The organism is Ralstonia sp. 24A2, from assembly GCF_051783885.1.
Classification (GTDB): Bacteria; Pseudomonadota; Gammaproteobacteria; order Burkholderiales; family Burkholderiaceae; genus Ralstonia.
Window position 1 is genome coordinate 2,448,461 of record NZ_JBPVZD010000002.1, and the last position, 18,563, is coordinate 2,467,023.

Below are 18,563 nucleotides of genomic sequence, written 5' to 3' on the forward strand. Positions count from 1 at the left end.
GAATAGATCGTCATGTCTGCTCCGGCGTGCCCACAGTCACGCAGTCATCATGTCCGCACATCCCACCTGGCGTGAAATCCTCATCAACGGTGCCCTGGCAGCACACCATGGCGCCGACCTGCTTTTCGGCACAGCGGGCATCCGCGCGCTGGAAGCCGCTGCACACCGTCCGCTCGGCTCCCTCGAACCATTCACCCTGATGGCCCGCGCCGGCGAGGCCGCCGCCGACTGGCTCCAGACCCGCGCGCCGCACGGGCCCCTGCTGCTGCTGGCCGGCCCCGGCAACAACGGCGGCGACGCGCTTGTCGCGGCGACGGTGCTGCACCTGGCCGGGCGCGCCGTCACCGTGTGGCTGGCCGCCGACCCGGCCAAGTTGCCCGACGATGCCCGCCGCGCCTGGACCGAGGCGCGCGCAGCCAACGTACCGATCGAAATGCTGCATACCCCCGCCTCCGTCCCGGCCACGACCACAGCCATCGTCGATGGGCTGTTCGGGATCGGGCTGACGCGGCCGTTGACCGGGCTGCACGTGGCGCTGGTTGACACGCTCAATGCCAGCAGCCTGCCGGTCTATGCGCTCGACATGCCCTCCGGGCTGAACGGCGATACGGGCCAGCCGCCAGTACCAGGATCGCCCGTGGTGCGGGCACGTGCCACGCTCACATTCCTCGCCGTCAAACCGGGCTTGCTGACCGGCGGTGGCCGCGATGCCGCCGGCGATATCGCACTGGCCGATCTGCAGGCCGCACAGCCGGCGTACGACGGTGTGATCGAAGCCGAAGCGCTCATCAACACGCCGGCGCGCTGGCTTGCCCATCTGCCACGGCGCAAGCACGATGGACACAAGGGGTCGTACGGCAGCGTCGCGATCGTCGGTGGTGCGCACGGAATGGTGGGGGCGCCGCTGCTGGCCGCGCGCGGCGCGCTTTACCTGGGCGCAGGCAAGGTGCATGCGGTCTCGCTGGCGGCTGATGCGCCGCGTGTGGATCCAGCCCAACCCGAACTCATGCTGCATACGTGGGGCACCCTCGACCTGGGTGGCATGCAAGCGCTGGCCGTGGGCCCGGGCATGAGTGCGTCCAAGGATGCCGAAGCGGCGCTCGACCACCTGCTGGACCGGATGCTGTCGTCGCGCATCCCCGCCGTGTTCGATGCCGATGCACTGAACCTGTTTGCCAGGGTGCCCGCGCTGCTCGCCCATCTGACGCAACTGGCGCAAAGCGGCGTGCCCGTGGTGCTGACGCCGCATCCGCTTGAAGCAGCGCGCCTGCTGCAGATTGATGCGCAAACCGTTCAACGTGACCGTCTGGCCGCTGCCAAGGCGCTCGTCAACCGGACAGGCGCTGTCGTCGTGCTCAAGGGCTCGGGCACTGTGATTGCTGCGCCAGGCATGACGCCCGCCGTCAACCCGACGGGCAATGGCGGCCTGGCCTCCGGCGGCACGGGCGACGTGCTGACCGGCATGGTAGGAGCGCTGCTTGCGCAAGGTGTGCCGGCTCGCGAGGCGGCGCTATCCGCCGTCTGGCTGCACGGCCGTGCAGCGGACGATCTAGTCGCCTCGGGCGAGGGCCCGATCGGCCTGCATGCGAGTGAACTGTGCGCCCCGGCGCGGCGCGCACTCAACGCACTGCTGGCGTCAGACACACGCGGATAGAAAGACGTCATGTTGCGCCGTTATACTGCGCATTGGTTTTTGCTACTCAATGTCATACCGCATGCCCACAGCCCTTCCTGCCTGGCAATCCCTGACGCAACATGCCCAAACCATCCGCAGCGCCCATATGCGTGACTGGTTTGCCGCGCCGGACGCCGAGGAGCGGGTACGCGCCTTCACACTGGACGCCGCGGGCCTGACGGTCGACTACTCAAAAAACCGCATTACCTCCGACACGCTCGCACTGCTGCTGCAACTGGCCGATGAAGCTGGTGTGCTCGCACTGCGCGACGGCATGCTGCGCGGTGACCGCATCAACAACACCGAGCACCGCTCCGTCCTGCATGTCGCGCTACGCGGCCGCGCAGAAGACGATTACCGTGCCGACGGCGAACCCGTCATGCCTGAGGTGCTGCGCGTGCGCGCCCAGATGCGCGACTTTGCCAACCGCGTGCACAGCGGTGCCTGGACGGGTCATTCAGGCCAGCGCATCACGGATATCGTCAACATTGGCATTGGCGGCTCGGACCTCGGCCCCCGCATGGTGTGCCGCGCGCTCGACCATCTGGCAGTGCCACAGGTGCGCGTGCATTTCGTCTCCAACGTCGACGGCACTGATCTGGCCGAGACGCTCGACCACCTGAACCCCGACACCACGCTTGCCATCGTCTGTTCCAAGACGTTCACTACGCTGGAAACGATGGCCAACGCGCACAGCATGCGCCGCTGGTTTGTCGAGCATGGCGTGGCGGAAGACCAGCTCAAACACCACTTCGTCGCCGTCTCCACCAACCGTGAGGCTGTCGTCCAGTTCGGCATCGACCCGGACAACATGTTCACGTTCTGGGATTGGGTGGGTGGGCGCTTCTCGCTGTGGTCGGCGGTTGGGTTGTCGATCGTGCTGGCAATCGGGCCGCAGCAGTTTGAGGCCATGCTCGATGGCGCGCGCGCGATGGACCAGCACTTCGCCACGGCCGCGCCGCGAGAGAACCTACCCCTCATCCTCGGGATGCTATCGGTGTGGCATCGCGGCTTCTTCAACGCAGCAAGCGCCTGCACGGTGCCCTACTGTGCGCCGCTGGAGCTGCTGACCGATTTCATGCAGCAACTGGAGATGGAGAGCAACGGCAAGTCGGTGCAGCGCACCGGCGCCGCCATCGACACTGACACCGGCCCCATCGTGTGGGGCACGGCGGGCACGAACGGCCAGCATGCGTATTTCCAGCTGATCCACCAGGGCTCGCAGATCGTGCCGGTGGATTTCATCACCACGCTGGAGCCGGTGCGCAATCTGCCCGGCCACCATGCCAAGCTGCTCGCCAATTGCTTTGCTCAGAGTGAAGCGCTATTGCGCGGCCGCACCGCAGACGAGGTACGCGCGGGTGGTGTGACTGACGAAGCGCTGGTGCCGCACATGGTGTTTGAGGGTAACCGCCCGAGCACGACCATCCTGATGGAGCGGCTCGATGCGGCATCATTCGGCGCGCTGATCGCCTGCGCCGAGCACCGCACCTTCGTGCAGGGCGCGGTGTGGAACATCAACTCGTTCGATCAGTGGGGCGTGGAGCTAGGCAAAAAGCTCGCCAAGCCCATCCAAGCGGAACTGGAAGGCGCACCGGCCTCGGTGGCGCATGATGCATCCACGGCAGCGCTGATCCGCCGCGCCAAGACAGCGCTCTAACCGATCAGAGTTCGGTGACGGTTTCGTCGCCGACCAGATGGCCGGCCTCGATCGTGAGAATGCGATTGCAGCGCGCGGCCACCGAGCGGTCGTGGGTGACCAGTACCAGCGTGGAACCAGCGCTCTGGTTCAGCTCGAACATCAGTGCAATGACAGCCTCGCCTGTGGCGGTATCCAAACTGCCGGTCGGCTCGTCTGCAAAGAGGATGTCCGGCTCGGTGACGAACGCACGGGCCAGCGCTACACGCTGCTGCTCGCCACCCGACAAGGTCTTCGGATAGTGCGACAGACGTGCCCCCAGACCGACACGCTCCAGCAACGTTGTGGCACGGCGGCGCATCTCCACGGCGTTTACGTCGCCCTGCAGTTCGAGCGGGAGCATTACGTTCTCCAGCGCCGTCAGGTGTGGCAACAATTGGAACGACTGGAACACGAAGCCCACATGGCTGCCGCGAACCGCGGCTCGACCGTCCTCATCCAGCCCGAACAGATCGTGACCCAGCAACTTGACCTTGCCGGCGCTCGGCAGATCCAAGCCCGCCAGCAACCCAAGCAGCGTTGACTTGCCCGAGCCGGATGCGCCGACGATAGCCAGTGTCTCCCCCGTTTCCACACGGAAGCTAACATCGCTCAGAATAGGCAACTCACCGGTGGCATCGCGCACGGTCTTGTGCAGCGAATCGACTTCAATCACCCAGGTAGCGGAAGACGACATGATTGGACAAGTAGGTAGTAGAAGGCGCAGTGCGAAGGCACTTGTAGCCGCACTCGGCTGCGCAGTGTTCGGCATGCTGCCGCTCTCACAGATGGCAGCGGCGCAAGGCGCGTCTGCAGCGCATCGCGTGGTCGTGCTGGGCGACAGCCTGTCGGCGGGATACGGCCTGGCGCAAGGCACCGGCTGGGTTGCGCTGCTCGACAAGCGCCTCAAAGAGCGGAAGCCCGATTATAGCGTCGCCAACGCAAGCATCAGCGGCGACACCACGGCCGGCGGCCGTTCGCGCCTGCCCGCTGTGCTGGCACGTGAAAAGCCTTCTGTCGTGATCGTTGAGCTTGGTGGCAACGATGCCCTGCGCGGCCTGTCGCTTGCATCCAGCGAGGCCAATCTGAAGGCGATAATCGATGCTTCGCAAGCTTCCGGTGCAAAGGTGTTGCTGGTCGGCATGCGCATCCCGCCCAACTATGGGCCCGACTACAGCGACCGGTTTTTCGCCATGTACGGCAAGCTGGCACAACAATACAAGCTGCCGCTCGTCCCCTTCCTGCTTGAAGGCGTAGCGCAGCGCCCTGACTGGTTCCAGGAAGATCGCATCCACCCGATTGCAGCAGCCCAACCGACAATGCTCGACAACGTCTGGCCCAAGCTGGAACCGCTGCTGAAAGCGCGGGTCGGAGGGTAACGGCCCGAACAAAGCCAAGCGCACCGGGCCACATCTTGTACGGGGGAAACATCATGAAGCTTCTGACAAGCACGTTGCGTGCAGCACGCGACAACAAGCGGTTCCTGGTTGGCATGTCGTTGCTGTTCGCATTCCGCGCCTGCATTGCCGACTGGGCCATCGTGCCCAGCGGCTCGATGAACCCGACGCTCATCGAAGGCGACTACATCCTCATGAATCGGCTGGCCTATGGTGTGCGCGTACCGGCCACCACCCTCTGGCTCAAACGCGGCGACGAACCCCGGCGCGGCGATGTCGTCGTGTTCTCCTCGCCGGAGGACGGCACAAAACTGGTCAAGCGCCTGATCGGCCTGCCTGGCGATGTCATCGAGATGCGAGGCGAAGCGCTGTTCATCAACCACCAGCGCATCGCCTATACGCCGCTGCCGGACATTGCACCCGGCGCTTTGCCGCAAGCCACCGCAGCCCTGCCGCATGAGCTCTGGTCCGAGACGCTGCCCGGGCGCGAGCACGCCGTGATGGTTCTGCCCGATGTGGCGGCGCTGCGCAGCTTCGGCCCCATCACAGTGCCGCCGGATCACTACCTGATGCTTGGCGACAATCGCGACAACAGCCATGACTCGCGTTACTTTGGCTTGGTCCCGCGCAAGAACTTGATCGCCCGCGCCTCACATGTCGCGCTGTCATTCGACCCTGATCTCTGGTACATGCCGCGCCTGGCGCGCATCGGCAAGCCGCTCGACTGAGCTGTCAGCAAAAGAACAAAGAAAAAGCCCCTCAACGAGGGGCTTTTTCATCAGGCTCGCAACGATGCGTCAGGACGCATCGTCCGCAGAGTTGGCCGGCTTGGCAGCGTCGACCACATTGCTGTTGATCTTCACCTTCGAGCGGGCCTTCAGCGCTTCGTAGAAGGCGTTGAAGTCGGCCTGGCCAGCAGCTTGCGACAGTTGCTGCGCATCGGCGGCGCGGCGAGCGTCATCCACATTGGCCGGCGGCAGCACCTTGTTGATGCGGTACAGCGCGTAGCCCTGGGCACCCAGATCGACACCGATGGTAGTCGGCAGTTTGGTAGCTTCAGCACGCAGGATAGCCGTGAGCGCTGTCGGCGGCGTGCCCTGCGCCTGCTGACGCGACACCGTCTGTGCTGTACTGAAACCGTCGGCGCTGTTGCTCTGCTTGATGGCCGCCAACTTCTCTTCACCGGCCTTCTTGGCCAGCGCAGCCGCTTGTTCAGCAATGACCTTGGCCTTGACCTGCTCACGCACATCGGCCAGCTTCTTGACTGTCGCCGGGCGATACTCCGCCGCACGTGCTGCCACCAGCGTGGTCGGGCCAACCTGGATAGCTGCCGTGTTGCGATGGTTCTTGATGACGTCGTCGGCAAACAGCGCCTTGAGCACCTTCTCGTTGCCGATCGGGCTGCTCGCCAGCGCCGGGGTCGGCATACGCGTCACGTTGTCGGCAGTCTGCACCTGCAGCTTGAGCTTGTCGGCCACCGGCTTCAGGCTGTCGGACTGATCTTCGACGGCATTGGAAAACGCGTCGGCCAACTCGGTGTACTTCTTGTTGGCCAGCTGCGTGCGCACTTCGCGCTCCAGCTCCGGCTTGACGGCTTCCAGCGGCTGCACGCCGCCACCCTTCACTTCCTCAAGCTTGATGATGTGGAAGCCGAAATCGCTCTGCACCACATCGCTGATGTCGCCAGGCTGCTTGAGTGCAAACAGTGCGTTCTCGAACGGCGGAACGGTCGCGCCCTTGCCCAGGAAACCAAGCTCACCGCCCTGCGCGGCCGAACCCGGATCGCCCGAGTACTTCTTGGCCAGCTCAGCGAAGCTCGCGGGGTTCTTGCGCACTTCGGCCAGGACTTCCTCGGCCTTCTTCTTGGCAGCGTCCTTGTCAGCAGCCTTGGCATTGTCCGGCAGCTTGATCAGGATGTGCGCAGCGCGGCGTTCTTCTTGCGTCTTGAAGCGCGCGGCGTTCTGGTCGTAGTACTCCTTGATCTGCTCGGGCGAGACCGGGATCTGCTTCATCATGTCTTCTCCCGAGAACACGACATACTCGGCCTTGACCTGCTCCGGCACCGAAAATTCTTGCTGATGTGCGTCGTAGTAGGCCTGGATGGCTTTGTCGTCGACGTTGACCTTGGCAGCGTACTCAGTCGGCTTGAACACCAGGGCCTGCACTTCGCGCTGCTGGTCGCGCACCTGGATCAGATGGTCCACCAGCGACTTCGGCACGAATGCTGTCGACACGATCGACTGCGGAATCTGCTGCTGCGCGAGTTCAAAGCGCAGGTTGCTTTCCAACTGTTCGGGCGTCATGTTCTGCGCTGCCAGCAGTTGCACGTAGGCTTGCTCGTCGAACGAACCATCCGGCTTGCGCAGCGCGCCCACGGCCGGGATCTGCAGAATCGTGTCGCGAATCTTGTCGTTCGAGACGTTCAGGTTGGCATGCGCGACTTCATTGGACAGTACGCGTTGCTGAATGATGCCATCCAGCACATCACGGCGCATCTGCGGGCCTTCAAACTGACGCGGGTCATACTGCGCGCCCAGCATCTGGCGCAGGCGCTCGGTCTGCTCGCGCACGCGATTGTCGACCTCTGCAGTGGTGATGACCTTGCCGTCGACCTTGGCGGCGTCATGCGAGCTGTCCATAAAGCTCGAATAACTTTGCACGCCAAAAAACACGAACGATGGGAACACCAGAATCAGCAGCACCAGAAACATCAAGCGCCGATGCGTACGTACGAATTCAAGCATGCTGGACCGAGGTGAATAGAAGATGGGAAATCCGGCGATTCTATCAGGGTCGACGATCAGGTCGTTGAATCCAGCAACGGATTCTCGCGTGGCAAGCGGTCGATGATGTGTCGCCGCAGCGCCGTCAGCGCATCGCGCACGGCAGTGGCAAGCTCTGGGTCTGCGGCGATGCCCTCTGCATCGCGCTTGGCACCAAGCACCGGCAGCGTTACAGACGCGTCTGTAACGAGGTCGGCCGACATGACCGAAAGTGTTTCCTTGAGCGCTGCATCCGCATGCGTGGCGCGCGGCGACGCGTTCAGCACGGCTGTCGGCTTGTAGACGAATGCTTCGCACCCCACCACCCAATCCAGCGCATTCTTCATGACCCCTGTCACGCCATGCGCGTACTCGGGGCTGGCAATCAGCACGCCATGCGCCGCATTGAGTTGCTCTCGAAATGCCCGTACGGGTTCAGGGAGAGGGTATTCGGTATCGGGGTTGAATAGCGGAAACTCACCCAGCCGCGCAAATGGCACGACGGCAATTCCGGCGGGCGCCAAGACCGTAGCAGCGGCCAGCAACGAGGTATTGATGGATGCGGCACGCAGGCTGCCGGAAACAGCCAGTACCCTGATGGTTTGCAACGCGTTGCTCCTTGGGTTGCTACCGGATGTAGCATGCCGCAATCCTGAGGCAGAAAAGGCAAAGGCCCGAACAATGTCGGGCCTTTGCTGTGTTCTGGCGGAGCGGACGGGACTCGAACCCGCGACCCCCGGCGTGACAGGCCGGTATTCTAACCGACTGAACTACCGCTCCAGATTGGGTCGGACTGCACGACGCGGCACTGCGAACGTGGTGGGTGCTGAGAGGCTCGAACTCCCGACCCGCGCCTTGTAAGGGCGCTGCTCTACCAACTGAGCTAAGCACCCGTCCGCAATACCGGCACAAGCCGGACTGTCCGGCGCCCACGTTCGTTGTCACTCGAAGCTGTGAGCACCAAAGCCGACTAGTTTAGCGCATCTTTCAGCGCTTTGCCAGGTTTGAATTTCGCAACTTTGCCACCTTCGATTGTGATGGTGGCTCCGGTGCGCGGATTGCGCCCGTTGCGCGAAGATCGCTTGCCGACCAGGAATGTGCCAAAGCCGACCAGCGTGACCGACCCACCGTCGCATAACGCATCCTTGATGCCGCCGATCAGCGCATCGATGGCGCGCCCGGCTGCGGCTTTTGACATGTCGGTCTGCGCCGCCACATGGTCGATGAGATCTGTCTTGTTCATCGTGCCACCTCCCCGAACACCCGCTTAGTGTGGATTTATTAAAGTGGCCGCCAATCGACGTGTCAAGGCGAAGAGCCCAGCGCCAAACACGCCGACTGCATCGCACGCAACCCAAAGAAAAAGGGCCCGAACAATGTCGGGCCCTCTTCAACTCAAGCAGGCTGTAGCATCAGTGATGCACCATCTCCTGCGCCTTGCCGTCGTCAGTCTTGGTGGCTTCAGGTGCCGGCTTGGCTTCCTCTTCCGGCAGCGGTTCGGGCTTGCGCACCAGCGCGAGTTCCAGCACCTTGTCGATCCAGCGCACCGGCTGAATCTCGATGCTGTTCTTCACGTTGTCCGGAATGTCCGTCAGATCCTTGACGTTCTCTTCCGGAATCAGCACCAGCTTGATACCACCACGGTGTGCGGCCAGCAGCTTTTCCTTCAGACCACCGATCGGCAACACCTCGCCGCGCAACGTGATCTCACCGGTCATCGCCACATCGGCACGCACCGGAATCCCGGTCAGCACCGACACCAGAGCCGTCGTCATCGCAATACCTGCCGACGGGCCGTCCTTAGGCGTCGCGCCTTCGGGCACGTGGATGTGGATGTCGCGCTTCTCAAACATCTCATCCTTGATACCCAGGCGAGCCGAACGCGAACGCACCACCGAACGCGCCGCCTCGACCGATTCCTTCATCACATCGCCCAGGGAACCGGTGCGGGTGATGTTGCCCTTGCCCGGCATCAGCGCAGCTTCAATGGTCAGCAGATCGCCGCCCACTTCCGTCCATGCCAGACCGGTCACCTGGCCCACTTGGTCTTCCTTACCGGCCAGACCAAAGTCGAAGCGACGCACGCCGAGGAATTTGTCCAGGTTGTCCGAATCCACCTTCACGGACGTGCCGGCTTCCTTCTTCAGCAGCAATTGTTTGACGACCTTGCGGCAGATCTTCGAGACCTCGCGTTCGAGCGAACGCACACCAGCTTCCCGCGTGTAGTAGCGGATGATGTCGCGCAGCGCGCCTTCCGCCACTTCAATCTCGCCTTCCTTCAGACCATTGTTCTTGATCTGCTTGGGCAACAGGTAACGGCGGGCGATGTTGACCTTCTCGTCTTCCGTGTAACCCGATAGGCGGATCACCTCCATCCGGTCCAGCAACGGCGCCGGGATGTTCAGCGAGTTCGACGTCGCCACAAACATCACGTCCGACAAGTCGAAGTCCACTTCGATGTAGTGGTCCTGGAACGTGTGGTTCTGCTCCGGGTCCAGCACTTCGAGCAGCGCCGACGACGGGTCGCCACGGAAGTCCGCGCCCATCTTGTCGATCTCGTCGAGCAGGAACAGCGGGTTACGCACGCCGACCTTGGTCAGGCTTTGCAGGATCTTGCCTGGCATGGACCCGATGTAGGTACGACGGTGACCGCGAATCTCGGCCTCATCACGCACGCCACCCAACGCCATGCGCACGAACTTGCGGTTCGTCGCACGCGCCACCGACTGCCCGAGCGAAGTCTTGCCCACGCCCGGCGGCCCCACGAGGCACAGGATCGGCGCCTTGAGCTTGTCGACGCGCTGTTGCACCGCGAGGTACTCAAGAATGCGTTCCTTGACCTTCTCCAGGCCATAGTGGTCAGTGTCCAGCACCTGTTCCGCATTGGACAGATCGTTGTTGACCTTGCTCTTCTTGCGCCACGGCAGGCCCACGAGCGTGTCGATGTAGTTGCGCACGACCGTTGCCTCGGCCGACATCGGCGACATCAGCTTGAGCTTCTTGAACTCCGAGTCGGCCTTCTTCTTGGCTTCCTTGGGCATGCGAGCGGCTTTGATCTTCTTGTCCAGCTCTTCGAGATCAGCACCCTCTTCGCCTTCACCCAGTTCCTTCTGAATGGCCTTGACCTGCTCGTTCAGGTAGTACTCGCGTTGGCTCTTCTCCATCTGGCGCTTGACGCGGCCGCGGATGCGCTTTTCCACTTGGAGGATGTCGATCTCACCCTCGAGCTGCGACAGCAGGCTCTCCAGACGCTCGGTCACGTTGAACATCTCGAGAATCTTCTGCTTCTGCTCAAGCTTGATCGGCAGATGCGCGGCGATGGTGTCAGCCAGACGACCCGGCTCGTCGATGCCCGACAGCGAGGTCAGGATCTCCGGCGGAATCTTCTTGTTCAGCTTCACGTACTGATCGAACTGCGACACGATGGCGCGACGCAGCGCCTCGGTCTCAGCCGATTCAGTCGGTTCCGGGCCGACGGGCACCGCTTCGCAGAAGAAGTGCGATTCATCGTCGGTCACGGTCAGGATATTGGCGCGTTGCGTGCCCTCGACCAGCACCTTCACGGTGCCGTCCGGCAGCTTCAGCATCTGCAGGATGTTGGCGATACAACCGACCTCATAGAGGTCCTTGTCGGTCGGCTCATCCTTGGCGGCAGTTTTCTGCGCCACCAGCATGATGCTCTTGCCCGCTTCCATCGCGGCTTCCAGCGCCTTGATGGACTTGGGGCGACCCACGAACAGCGGAATCACCATGTGCGGAAACACCACCACGTCACGCAACGGCAACAGCGGCAGGCGAATCTGCTCAGCGGGTAAAAGTTGGGTTCCGGACATTATTTTCCCCAGAAAGTCATGTAAGGGCTAAATTGGGCGCAACGACGGTTTTACAAGACCGCCGCTGCAAGTCGCATGCCGACCCGGTTTCCCGAAGCAAAAAAGCCGCTCGCGAGCGAACGGCTTCCTGCATGGGACACATACGGCGCATCCCGGCCGGGCATTCGCGTCAGTTGGAACCTGCAACCTTGGGTTGCTCTTCGTACATCAGCAAGGGCTTGCCGTCACCGGAGATCGTACTTTCATCGATCACCACCTTTTGCACACCCTTGTGGTTGGGAAGGTCATACATCACATCCATCAACGCGTGCTCGACGATGGAACGCAGACCGCGCGCCCCCGTCTTGCGCTTGATCGCCTTGCGGGCGATTGCCGTTAGCGCGCTCGGACGGATTTCCAGCTCCACCCCTTCCATTGCCAGCAGCTTTTGGTACTGCTTGACGATTGCATTCTTGGGCTCGACCAGGATCTCCATCAAGGCGGCCTCGTCGAGCTTGGCCAGCGTCGCCACCACAGGCAGACGACCGATCAACTCAGGAATCAGGCCAAACTTGATGAGGTCTTCCGGCTCCACTTGCGGCAGCACTTCGCTGACGTCGCGCTCTTCCTTGCTCTGCACTTCTGCGCCGAAACCAATCCCGGTCTTGTCGGAGCGCTGCATGATGATCTTTTCCAGACCATCAAATGCGCCACCACAAATGAACAGGATGTTGGTGGTGTCGACCTGCAAGAAGTCCTGGTTCGGATGCTTGCGACCACCTTGCGGTGGCACAGACGCCATCGTTCCTTCGACCAGCTTGAGCAGCGCTTGCTGCACGCCTTCTCCAGAAACGTCCCGGGTGATGGAAGGGTTGTCAGACTTGCGCGAAATCTTGTCGATTTCGTCGATGTAGACGATGCCGCGTTGGGCCTTGTCCACTTCGTAATTGCAGTTCTGCAGCAGCTTCTGAATGATGTTTTCGACATCCTCGCCCACGTAACCGGCTTCGGTCAGCGTGGTGGCGTCAGCGATGACAAAAGGCACGTTCAGCAGGCGTGCGAGCGTTTGAGCAAGCAAGGTCTTGCCCGAGCCGGTCGGCCCGATGAGCAGGATGTTGCTCTTGGACAGCTCGACATCATCCTTCTTGCCGAGGTGCTTCAAACGCTTGTAATGGTTGTAGACCGCGACCGCCAGGATCTTCTTGGCCTGCTCCTGACCAATCACATATTGGTCGAGGCTTTGGCGAATCTCATGCGGCGTGGGCAGATCGGACTTGACTGCCAGACCACCTTCCTTTTCGGAGATGGCAGCTTCGTCCCTGATGATCTCGTTGCACAGGTCGATACATTCATCGCAGATGAAGACCGAGGGGCCGGCAATCAGTTTCTTGACCTCATGCTGGCTCTTGCCGCAGAACGAGCAGTACAGCAGCTTTTCGCCAGTCGAGCCTTTCTTGTCCGCCATAACGATTACCAGTAGTTCTTGGCAGCATCATACGCCAAATTATCTGGCGACGATCCGCAGGTGTTGTACAAAGCAAAAACGAGGCGCGAAGCCTCGTTTTTGACACCGCTTGACATGTTTAGTGCAGCTAGTCGGTTGTCGCCGGGGTGACCCGAAATGCACCGATTACCGCGCACATGGCGCTTATTCTGACACTTCAGCGCTTCGTGATGACTTGGTCGATCAAGCCGTATTCCTTGGCCTGCTCGCTGCTCATGAAGTTGTCGCGGTCCGTGTCGCGAGCGATCTTGTCGACCGGCTGGCCGGTCGCCTCCGAGAGCACAGTATTCAGGCGCTCACGCAGATACAGGATTTCGCGCGCTTGGATCTCGATGTCCGAGGCCTGACCACGCGCACCGCCCAGCGGCTGGTGAATCATGATGCGCGAATTCGGCAGTGCCAGACGCTTGCCCTTCGCGCCGGCCGCCAGCAGGAACGCGCCCATGCTCGCTGCCATGCCCATGCACAGCGTCGACACATCCGGCTTGACGAACTGCATCGTGTCGTACATCGCCAGACCGGACGACACCGAACCGCCCGGCGAGTTGATGTACAGCGAGATGTCCTTGTCCGGATTCTCGCTTTCCAGGAACAACAGCTGTGCCACCACGAGGTTGGCAGTCTGGTCGTTGACCTCGCCCACCATGAAGATCACTCGCTCCTTGAGCAGGCGCGAGTAGATATCGTAGGCGCGCTCGCCGCGGCCCGACTGCTCGACCACCATCGGCACCAGACCGAGCCCCTGCGTTTCGAGCGCAGAAGCCTGGGTACGGGCAAGTTGGTCGATCAGTTCATTGCGGATCATGCGGTTCTCCGGTGCTTACTTCGAAAACTCAGTCGATCGAATCAGCCTTGCGCCGGGGTGGCGGTCAGCTCTTCGAACGACACAGCCTTGTCAGTGACCTTGGCCTTGTCGCACACAAAATTTACCACGTTGTTTTCGAGCACGTAGGCTTCCATCTCGGCCAAGCGCTGTTGGTCACCGTAGTACCAGCGGATGACTTCCTTCGGATCTTCGTAGCTCTTCGCGAACTCTTCGATCTCGGCCTTGATCTGCTCCGGCTTGGCTTCCAGATTGTGTGCCTTCACGACTTCGGCCAGCACCAGACCCAGCTTCACGCGGCGCTCAGCTTGTTGCGTGAACATTTCAGCCGGGATCGGCATGTTCTTGGCGTTCGGCATGCCACGTTGCTCGAGGTCACGACGTGCCATTTCAACCAGGCGCTCCTGATCTTGTTCGACCAGCGACTTCGGCACGTCCAGCTCTGCCACCTTCAGCAGCGCTTCCATGACTTGGTCCTTGAGCAGCGCGTGGGTGCGGCGCTTGACTTCACGCTCGAGGTTTTCGCGGATGTCGGCGCGCATCTTGTCGAGGTTGCCGTCTGCGATGCCCAGCGATTGCGCGAAGGCTTCGTTGACTTCCGGCAGGTGTGCCCACTCGACTTGCTTGAGCGTGACCGTGAATTCAGCCGTTTTACCAGCCACGTCCTTGCCGTGGTAGTCCTCGGGGAAGGCCAGCGGGAATTTCTTCGACTCGCCTTGCTTCAGGCCCAGCGTAGCTTGCTCGAACTCGGGCAGCATACGGCCTTCGCCCAGCACGAAGCTGAAGCCTTCAGCCTTGCCGCCTGCGAATTCAACGCCGTCGATCGTGCCGACGAAGTCGACCGTCACGCGGTCGCCGTTTTGTGCGACAGCAGCGCCGCCGTCACCGTGCTCACCAGCTTCGCCGCGCGTGTGGTAGTGCACACGTTGCTTGCGCAGGATGTCGAGCGTCTTGTCGATTTCAGCGTCGGTGATCTCGGTCTTGGTGCGGGTCAGTTCCGCGCCGGCCAGATCGCCCAGCTTGACTTCCGGGTACACCTCGAAGGTGGCGTCAAATGCGACTTGGTCGTCGGCCACGCCTTCGGTCTTCACCTCGAAGCGCGGTTGACCGGCAACCTTCACGCCCTGCTCGTTGGTGATGTCGAAGAACTGGCGGGCTGCCTTGTCGTAGCGCACTTCGAATTCGACCTGTTGGCCGTATTGCTTCTCGACCATCTTCATCGGGACCTTGCCCGGGCGGAAGCCAGACATCTTGACGGTCTTGGACAGACGCGCCAGACGGCTTTGCTTCTCTTGCTCCACTTCGGCCTTCGGGACAGCCAGGGTCACTTTGCGATCAAGCTTGCCGAGGTTTTCGATAGTCGACATGGTCGTATTCCAGATTCAGATGAAAGTTGCGTCGAACGGCGCAGCGCCAGCAGCAGCCGTGGTTCAGAGTTCTTGGTCTTGCCGGGCTTACGCGGACGCGACGCGAGGGCCGCTCAGTTGAGACTTTGGCGGCGCAACGGGCGCGTTCGGGCTGGCAAACGCAAAACGCATATTATGGCATGGAACACTCGCCGACCCTGATTTTTTGGGTCGGAACGCTGGGAAAAGCCATCAAACAGCGCGTCAGTCGAGCGTATCTGCCGCTTCAGCTTCAGCGGGTGCAGCACCCTGCCCCTGCTTGCGCCCTTGCTGCAATGCGCGCAAGACAAAGCGCCCCGGGTCGAGCGCCGCCGCCAGATCGGCTTCCAGTGGCAACGGACCGCCGTCGATTTGCGCAGCGAGCAGTTCCGCACCCAAGACCGACCATGTGAGGCCACGCGAGCCGTATGCAAGTGCGGCATACAGCCCAGGTACACGCGGAAGCTTGGCGTGCGGCCCTCGCAGACGGAAGCCTGGCGCCATGGCCGCTGCTTCATCGACCACCGCGCCGATCAACGGCAAGCGGTTGGCGGATACGCACCGCACTCCGACATACCCATGCAACCTCGATGGGTTCAACCGCGACAGCGCCTGAGATTGCTGCGGCTGCAGGCCCGCCAGCCGCTTGAGGTTGGCGGCGTGATCGTCGGGGCGCTCGGCCAGATCGGATTCGCCCGGCTGAAACGACGAACCGATGCGTACGGACTGCGCGTCCGGCTCGGCGGGCAGCAGGTAGCCGTCACCGCACACCACGGCGTTGGGCCAAGCAACGCCCGGCTCGAGGCTAGCAATCGGCACATCGGTAAGCTGGCCGCGCACTGGCTTGAGCGACGCGGATGCCAGTGGCGCCAGCCGGGCAGCGTCCAGGCTGTTGGCGAGGATGACAACCGGTGCGCTAGCGATGACGCCGCCGCGGGCGTCAAGCGCTTGCCATTGGCCGCCCGCTTCGCGCAACGATTCGACACGGGTATTCCAACGCGCGTCGATTGCGTTGGCGGCTGCGGCGAGATTGGCCCGACAGACATCAGGCGGCGCCACCCAGCCGGCCTGCTCGAACCACCAGCCGCCCTGCGGCACGTTAGCGCCGACGCGTTCGGTGGCTTGCTCGGCACGCAACCAATCGATGTAGCTGATGGGGTACCCGAGCGCCTGCACGACGCGCAGCTGTTCGGCGGCATCGTCTTCGTGCTCGGCGAGCTGCAGCACACCGGTTGGCTGAAAACCGGTGGCAAAACCGGCACGGTCGAGCGCATCCCAATGCCGGCGCGCGAGCAGATTGCCGGCGCGCGACAGGCGGGAGAGCACGCTGTCATCAATCGACACATGCGGATGCATGGCCGCGGCACGATGCGCGGATGTGCCGCGTGCGGGGCCATCATTTGCGTCGACGAGCGTGATACGCCAGCCGCGTGCGGCAAGCCGCTCCGCAACGGAACATCCGGCCAGCCCCGCGCCGAGGACGATGGCGTGGCGCTCAGACCAAACGGGCGCGTCGACCGGGCCGCGCCGCGTCTTCCAGTGCGTCGGAAACTGCGCGACTGTCATATCGCGCTTAGTGCCAAAGCCCGGTGCCTTGCGCGCCTCGAAGCCGGCTTCCTGCAGGCCGCGCCGTACAAAGCCGGCCGCTGTGTACGTCGCCAGCGTGGCGCCAGCGCGGGCGACACGCGCAAGCTGCTTGAAGACGCGCGGCTGCCAGAGATCAGGATTCTTCGCGGGCGAGAAACCGTCCAGGTAGAACGCGTCGGCGGCGCAGGACAGTTGCGGCAGCATCTCCATCGCATCGCCGAAGAGCAGCGTCAGCGTGATGCGTCCGCCTTCGAATACGAGGCGATGCACCCCGGGCACTGGCACCGGCCACGACTGGCGCAGCGTTTCGGCCAACGGTGCCAGCGCACCGTCTTTCGGATGCACGACGAACAAGCCCGCATGATCGAACGGATGCTTTTCGAGGGAAACGAAATCGAGACGCGCGCAACGCTGCGGATCGTCACGCCACGCCGCCCATGTCGCCAGGAAATTCAGGCCCTGGCCGAAGCCGGTCTCGACGATGGTGAAGCTGTTCTTGCCCTGCCACGCCCCGGGCAGCACGTTGCCGCCCAGGAAGACGTGTTGCGCCTGTGCGAGACCGCCTTCGGTGCTGTGATAGACATCGTCGTATTGCGCGGAGAACGGTGTGCCGTCCGACGTGAGCTGAGGCGTGGCGAGAACGAGGCCGCGTGGCATGAAACACCTGGGAGAGAAGCGACGGATTGTACCGCCGCCCTCCCCGCTCGCCTTGATCTGACGCAGGTGGGCGCGGCTACACGTCGGCGACCGGCAGCGCGCCCATGATGCGGCGGTACCACGCATGGAAATGCTGCATACCGTCTTCCAGCGGCGACTGGTATGGCCCGGTTTCCGACACACCGCGCTCCATCAGCGCGCGGCGTCCGGCGTCCATGCGTTCACCGATCTCGTCGTCCTCGATGCAGGTTTCCATGTAGGCGGCGCGCTGCGCTTCCACGAACTCGCGCTCGAACGCGGCGATCTCTTCCGGGTAGTAGAACTCGACCACGTTGACGGTGTCCTGCGGACCTTTCGGGTACAGCGTGGAGAGCACCAGCACGTGCGGATACAGCTCGATCATGTGGGTCGGGAAGTACGTGACCCAGATGGCACCAAAGTCGGGGGACGTGCCGGAGCGGTAATCGAGCAGCCGGTCATGCCACGCACCGTAGATGTCCGAGCCTGGTTGGCTGAGCGCCTGGTGGATGCCTACGCGCTGCATGCTGTACCAGTCGGCAAACTCCCATTCAAGGTTGTCGCAGGCGACGAAATGGCCGAGGCCGGGGTGAAACGGCGCGACGTGATAGTCCTCCAGGTAGACCTCGATGAAGGTCTTCCAGTTGTAGTTGCATTGGTGGACTTCCACATGGTCGAGCACGTAATCGCCGAAGTCGAACTCCGGGCGAGCAAACAGCGGCGCCATGTCGTGCGCCGGATCACGCGGACCTTCGAACAGCAAGCCGTGGCAATTGCGCAGCGTGAAGCGCTGCAGGTTCTTGCATGGAGTGCTCGTGAACTGCGGTGCGCCGATCAGCTCTCCGCGGTCGGTGTACGTCCAGCGATGCAGCGGGCAAACGATATGGCCGCCGGCGGCGCGCAGGTTGCCAGTAGCATTGGCCAGACCCGTCACGTTGCCGGCTTCGCCGCCGAGGATAAGCGCCTGCCTGTGGCGGCAGACGTTGGACATCAGTTCCACACCGCCGGCGTTACGCATCAGCACGCGGCCACCGCCCTCCTGGGCAAGGCGGCGCCAGTCGCCAGGTTCCGGCACGGCTTTCTCGTTGCCGATGTAGCAGGCGGATTGCTTGAAGATAGTTTCCAGTTCGCACGCGAACAAGGCGTCGTCGAAGTACGCGGCGACGGGCAATTGGGTATGCGCCGGCATCACATGGGCCAGGCGTCCGACATCAGTCATCGGGGTCTCCAACACGGTGTGGCGAGCGGTTCAGCATTCGCGCTGA

Annotated in this window: 14 protein-coding genes and 2 tRNA genes; 4 read left to right on the forward strand and 12 right to left on the reverse strand. The window is 62.5% G+C overall.

Going from position 1 to position 18,563, the window contains the following annotated elements; all coding sequences use genetic code 11:
• The first annotated feature begins 49 nt into the window (after positions 1-49).
• Complete coding sequence (locus ACS13N_RS16295; protein ID WP_438932599.1) at positions 50-1,654, forward strand: NAD(P)H-hydrate dehydratase; 1,605 nt, start codon at positions 50-52, stop codon at positions 1,652-1,654.
• 61 nt (positions 1,655-1,715) lie between these two features.
• Positions 1,716-3,335: a glucose-6-phosphate isomerase gene (gene pgi / locus ACS13N_RS16300; protein WP_438932600.1), complete on the forward strand. Its 1,620-nt coding sequence runs from the start codon at positions 1,716-1,718 to the stop codon at positions 3,333-3,335.
• A 4-nt stretch (positions 3,336-3,339) separates the two neighbouring features.
• Here pgi and ACS13N_RS16305 read toward each other — a convergent pair whose 3' ends face one another.
• A complete protein-coding gene (locus ACS13N_RS16305; RefSeq protein ID WP_438932601.1) occupies positions 3,340-4,050 on the reverse strand; it encodes an ABC transporter ATP-binding protein in 711 nt (236 codons plus the stop codon).
• 73 nt (positions 4,051-4,123) lie between these two features.
• Here ACS13N_RS16305 and ACS13N_RS16310 point away from each other — a divergent pair, with 73 nt between their 5' ends.
• Both ACS13N_RS16310 and lepB read left to right on the forward strand, forming a co-directional pair.
• On the forward strand, positions 4,124-4,732 hold the full coding sequence (locus ACS13N_RS16310; protein ID WP_438932872.1) for an arylesterase: 609 nt from the start codon (positions 4,124-4,126) through the stop codon (positions 4,730-4,732).
• Between the two features lie 53 nt (positions 4,733-4,785).
• Entirely contained in the window at positions 4,786-5,478 is a 693-nt protein-coding gene (gene lepB / locus ACS13N_RS16315; protein WP_438932602.1) for a signal peptidase I, read from the forward strand.
• Between the two features lie 69 nt (positions 5,479-5,547).
• Here the strand turns inward: lepB and ACS13N_RS16320 are convergent, their stop codons facing one another.
• The 11 genes from ACS13N_RS16320 to ACS13N_RS16370 all read right to left on the reverse strand — a co-directional run bounded on the left by ACS13N_RS16320 (position 5,548) and on the right by ACS13N_RS16370 (position 18,517).
• Complete coding sequence (locus ACS13N_RS16320; RefSeq protein ID WP_438932603.1) at positions 5,548-7,494, reverse strand: SurA N-terminal domain-containing protein; 1,947 nt, start codon at positions 7,492-7,494, stop codon at positions 5,548-5,550.
• A gap of 56 nt (positions 7,495-7,550) precedes the next feature.
• The gene (locus tag ACS13N_RS16325; RefSeq protein WP_438932604.1) at positions 7,551-8,120 is read right to left on the reverse strand and encodes an NADPH-dependent FMN reductase; all 570 of its coding nucleotides are present in this window, start codon (positions 8,118-8,120) and stop codon (positions 7,551-7,553) included.
• A 95-nt stretch (positions 8,121-8,215) separates the two neighbouring features.
• Positions 8,216-8,292 (reverse strand) — tRNA-Asp (locus ACS13N_RS16330).
• 37 nt (positions 8,293-8,329) lie between these two features.
• Positions 8,330-8,405 (reverse strand) — tRNA-Val (locus ACS13N_RS16335).
• A gap of 77 nt (positions 8,406-8,482) precedes the next feature.
• Entirely contained in the window at positions 8,483-8,755 is a 273-nt protein-coding gene (locus tag ACS13N_RS16340) for an HU family DNA-binding protein (RefSeq protein ID WP_021194571.1), read from the reverse strand.
• A gap of 169 nt (positions 8,756-8,924) precedes the next feature.
• The gene (gene lon / locus ACS13N_RS16345) at positions 8,925-11,345 is read right to left on the reverse strand and encodes an endopeptidase La (RefSeq protein WP_438932605.1); all 2,421 of its coding nucleotides are present in this window, start codon (positions 11,343-11,345) and stop codon (positions 8,925-8,927) included.
• 169 nt (positions 11,346-11,514) lie between these two features.
• Complete coding sequence (gene clpX, locus ACS13N_RS16350; RefSeq protein ID WP_438932606.1) at positions 11,515-12,789, reverse strand: ATP-dependent Clp protease ATP-binding subunit ClpX; 1,275 nt, start codon at positions 12,787-12,789, stop codon at positions 11,515-11,517.
• Positions 12,790-12,985: 196 nt separating this feature from the next.
• Positions 12,986-13,633 (reverse strand): ATP-dependent Clp endopeptidase proteolytic subunit ClpP, encoded by a 648-nt coding sequence (gene clpP / locus ACS13N_RS16355; protein ID WP_438932607.1) that lies wholly within the window; start codon positions 13,631-13,633, stop codon positions 12,986-12,988.
• 41 nt (positions 13,634-13,674) lie between these two features.
• Positions 13,675-15,018 carry a trigger factor gene (gene tig, locus ACS13N_RS16360; protein ID WP_438932608.1) on the reverse strand — a complete coding sequence of 448 codons (1,344 nt, stop codon included), beginning with the start codon at positions 15,016-15,018 and terminating at the stop codon, positions 13,675-13,677.
• A 243-nt stretch (positions 15,019-15,261) separates the two neighbouring features.
• Complete coding sequence (mnmC, locus tag ACS13N_RS16365) at positions 15,262-17,280, reverse strand: bifunctional tRNA (5-methylaminomethyl-2-thiouridine)(34)-methyltransferase MnmD/FAD-dependent 5-carboxymethylaminomethyl-2-thiouridine(34) oxidoreductase MnmC (RefSeq protein ID WP_438932609.1); 2,019 nt, start codon at positions 17,278-17,280, stop codon at positions 15,262-15,264.
• A 76-nt stretch (positions 17,281-17,356) separates the two neighbouring features.
• Positions 17,357-18,517 (reverse strand): aromatic ring-hydroxylating oxygenase subunit alpha, encoded by a 1,161-nt coding sequence (locus ACS13N_RS16370; protein ID WP_438932610.1) that lies wholly within the window; start codon positions 18,515-18,517, stop codon positions 17,357-17,359.
• Positions 18,518-18,563 lie beyond the last annotated feature (46 nt).

Bases quoted from the DNA above. Each gene is read 5' to 3' on its own strand.
- tig (WP_438932608.1), bottom strand. From the start codon at position 15,018: ATGTCGACTATCGAAAACCTCGGCAAGCTTGATCGCAAAGTGACCCTG.
- clpX (WP_438932606.1), bottom strand. From the start codon at position 12,789: ATGGCGGACAAGAAAGGCTCGACTGGCGAAAAGCTGCTGTACTGCTCG.
- clpP (WP_438932607.1), bottom strand. From the start codon at position 13,633: ATGATCCGCAATGAACTGATCGACCAACTTGCCCGTACCCAGGCTTCT.
- pgi (WP_438932600.1), top strand. From the start codon at position 1,716: ATGCCCACAGCCCTTCCTGCCTGGCAATCCCTGACGCAACATGCCCAA.
- ACS13N_RS16370 (WP_438932610.1), bottom strand. From the start codon at position 18,517: ATGACTGATGTCGGACGCCTGGCCCATGTGATGCCGGCGCATACCCAA.
- ACS13N_RS16295 (WP_438932599.1), top strand. From the start codon at position 50: ATGTCCGCACATCCCACCTGGCGTGAAATCCTCATCAACGGTGCCCTG.
- ACS13N_RS16305 (WP_438932601.1), bottom strand. From the start codon at position 4,050: ATGTCGTCTTCCGCTACCTGGGTGATTGAAGTCGATTCGCTGCACAAG.
- ACS13N_RS16310 (WP_438932872.1), top strand. From the start codon at position 4,124: ATGCTGCCGCTCTCACAGATGGCAGCGGCGCAAGGCGCGTCTGCAGCG.
- mnmC (WP_438932609.1), bottom strand. From the start codon at position 17,280: ATGCCACGCGGCCTCGTTCTCGCCACGCCTCAGCTCACGTCGGACGGC.
- ACS13N_RS16340 (WP_021194571.1), bottom strand. From the start codon at position 8,755: ATGAACAAGACAGATCTCATCGACCATGTGGCGGCGCAGACCGACATG.
- lepB (WP_438932602.1), top strand. From the start codon at position 4,786: ATGAAGCTTCTGACAAGCACGTTGCGTGCAGCACGCGACAACAAGCGG.
- ACS13N_RS16320 (WP_438932603.1), bottom strand. From the start codon at position 7,494: ATGCTTGAATTCGTACGTACGCATCGGCGCTTGATGTTTCTGGTGCTG.
- lon (WP_438932605.1), bottom strand. From the start codon at position 11,345: ATGTCCGGAACCCAACTTTTACCCGCTGAGCAGATTCGCCTGCCGCTG.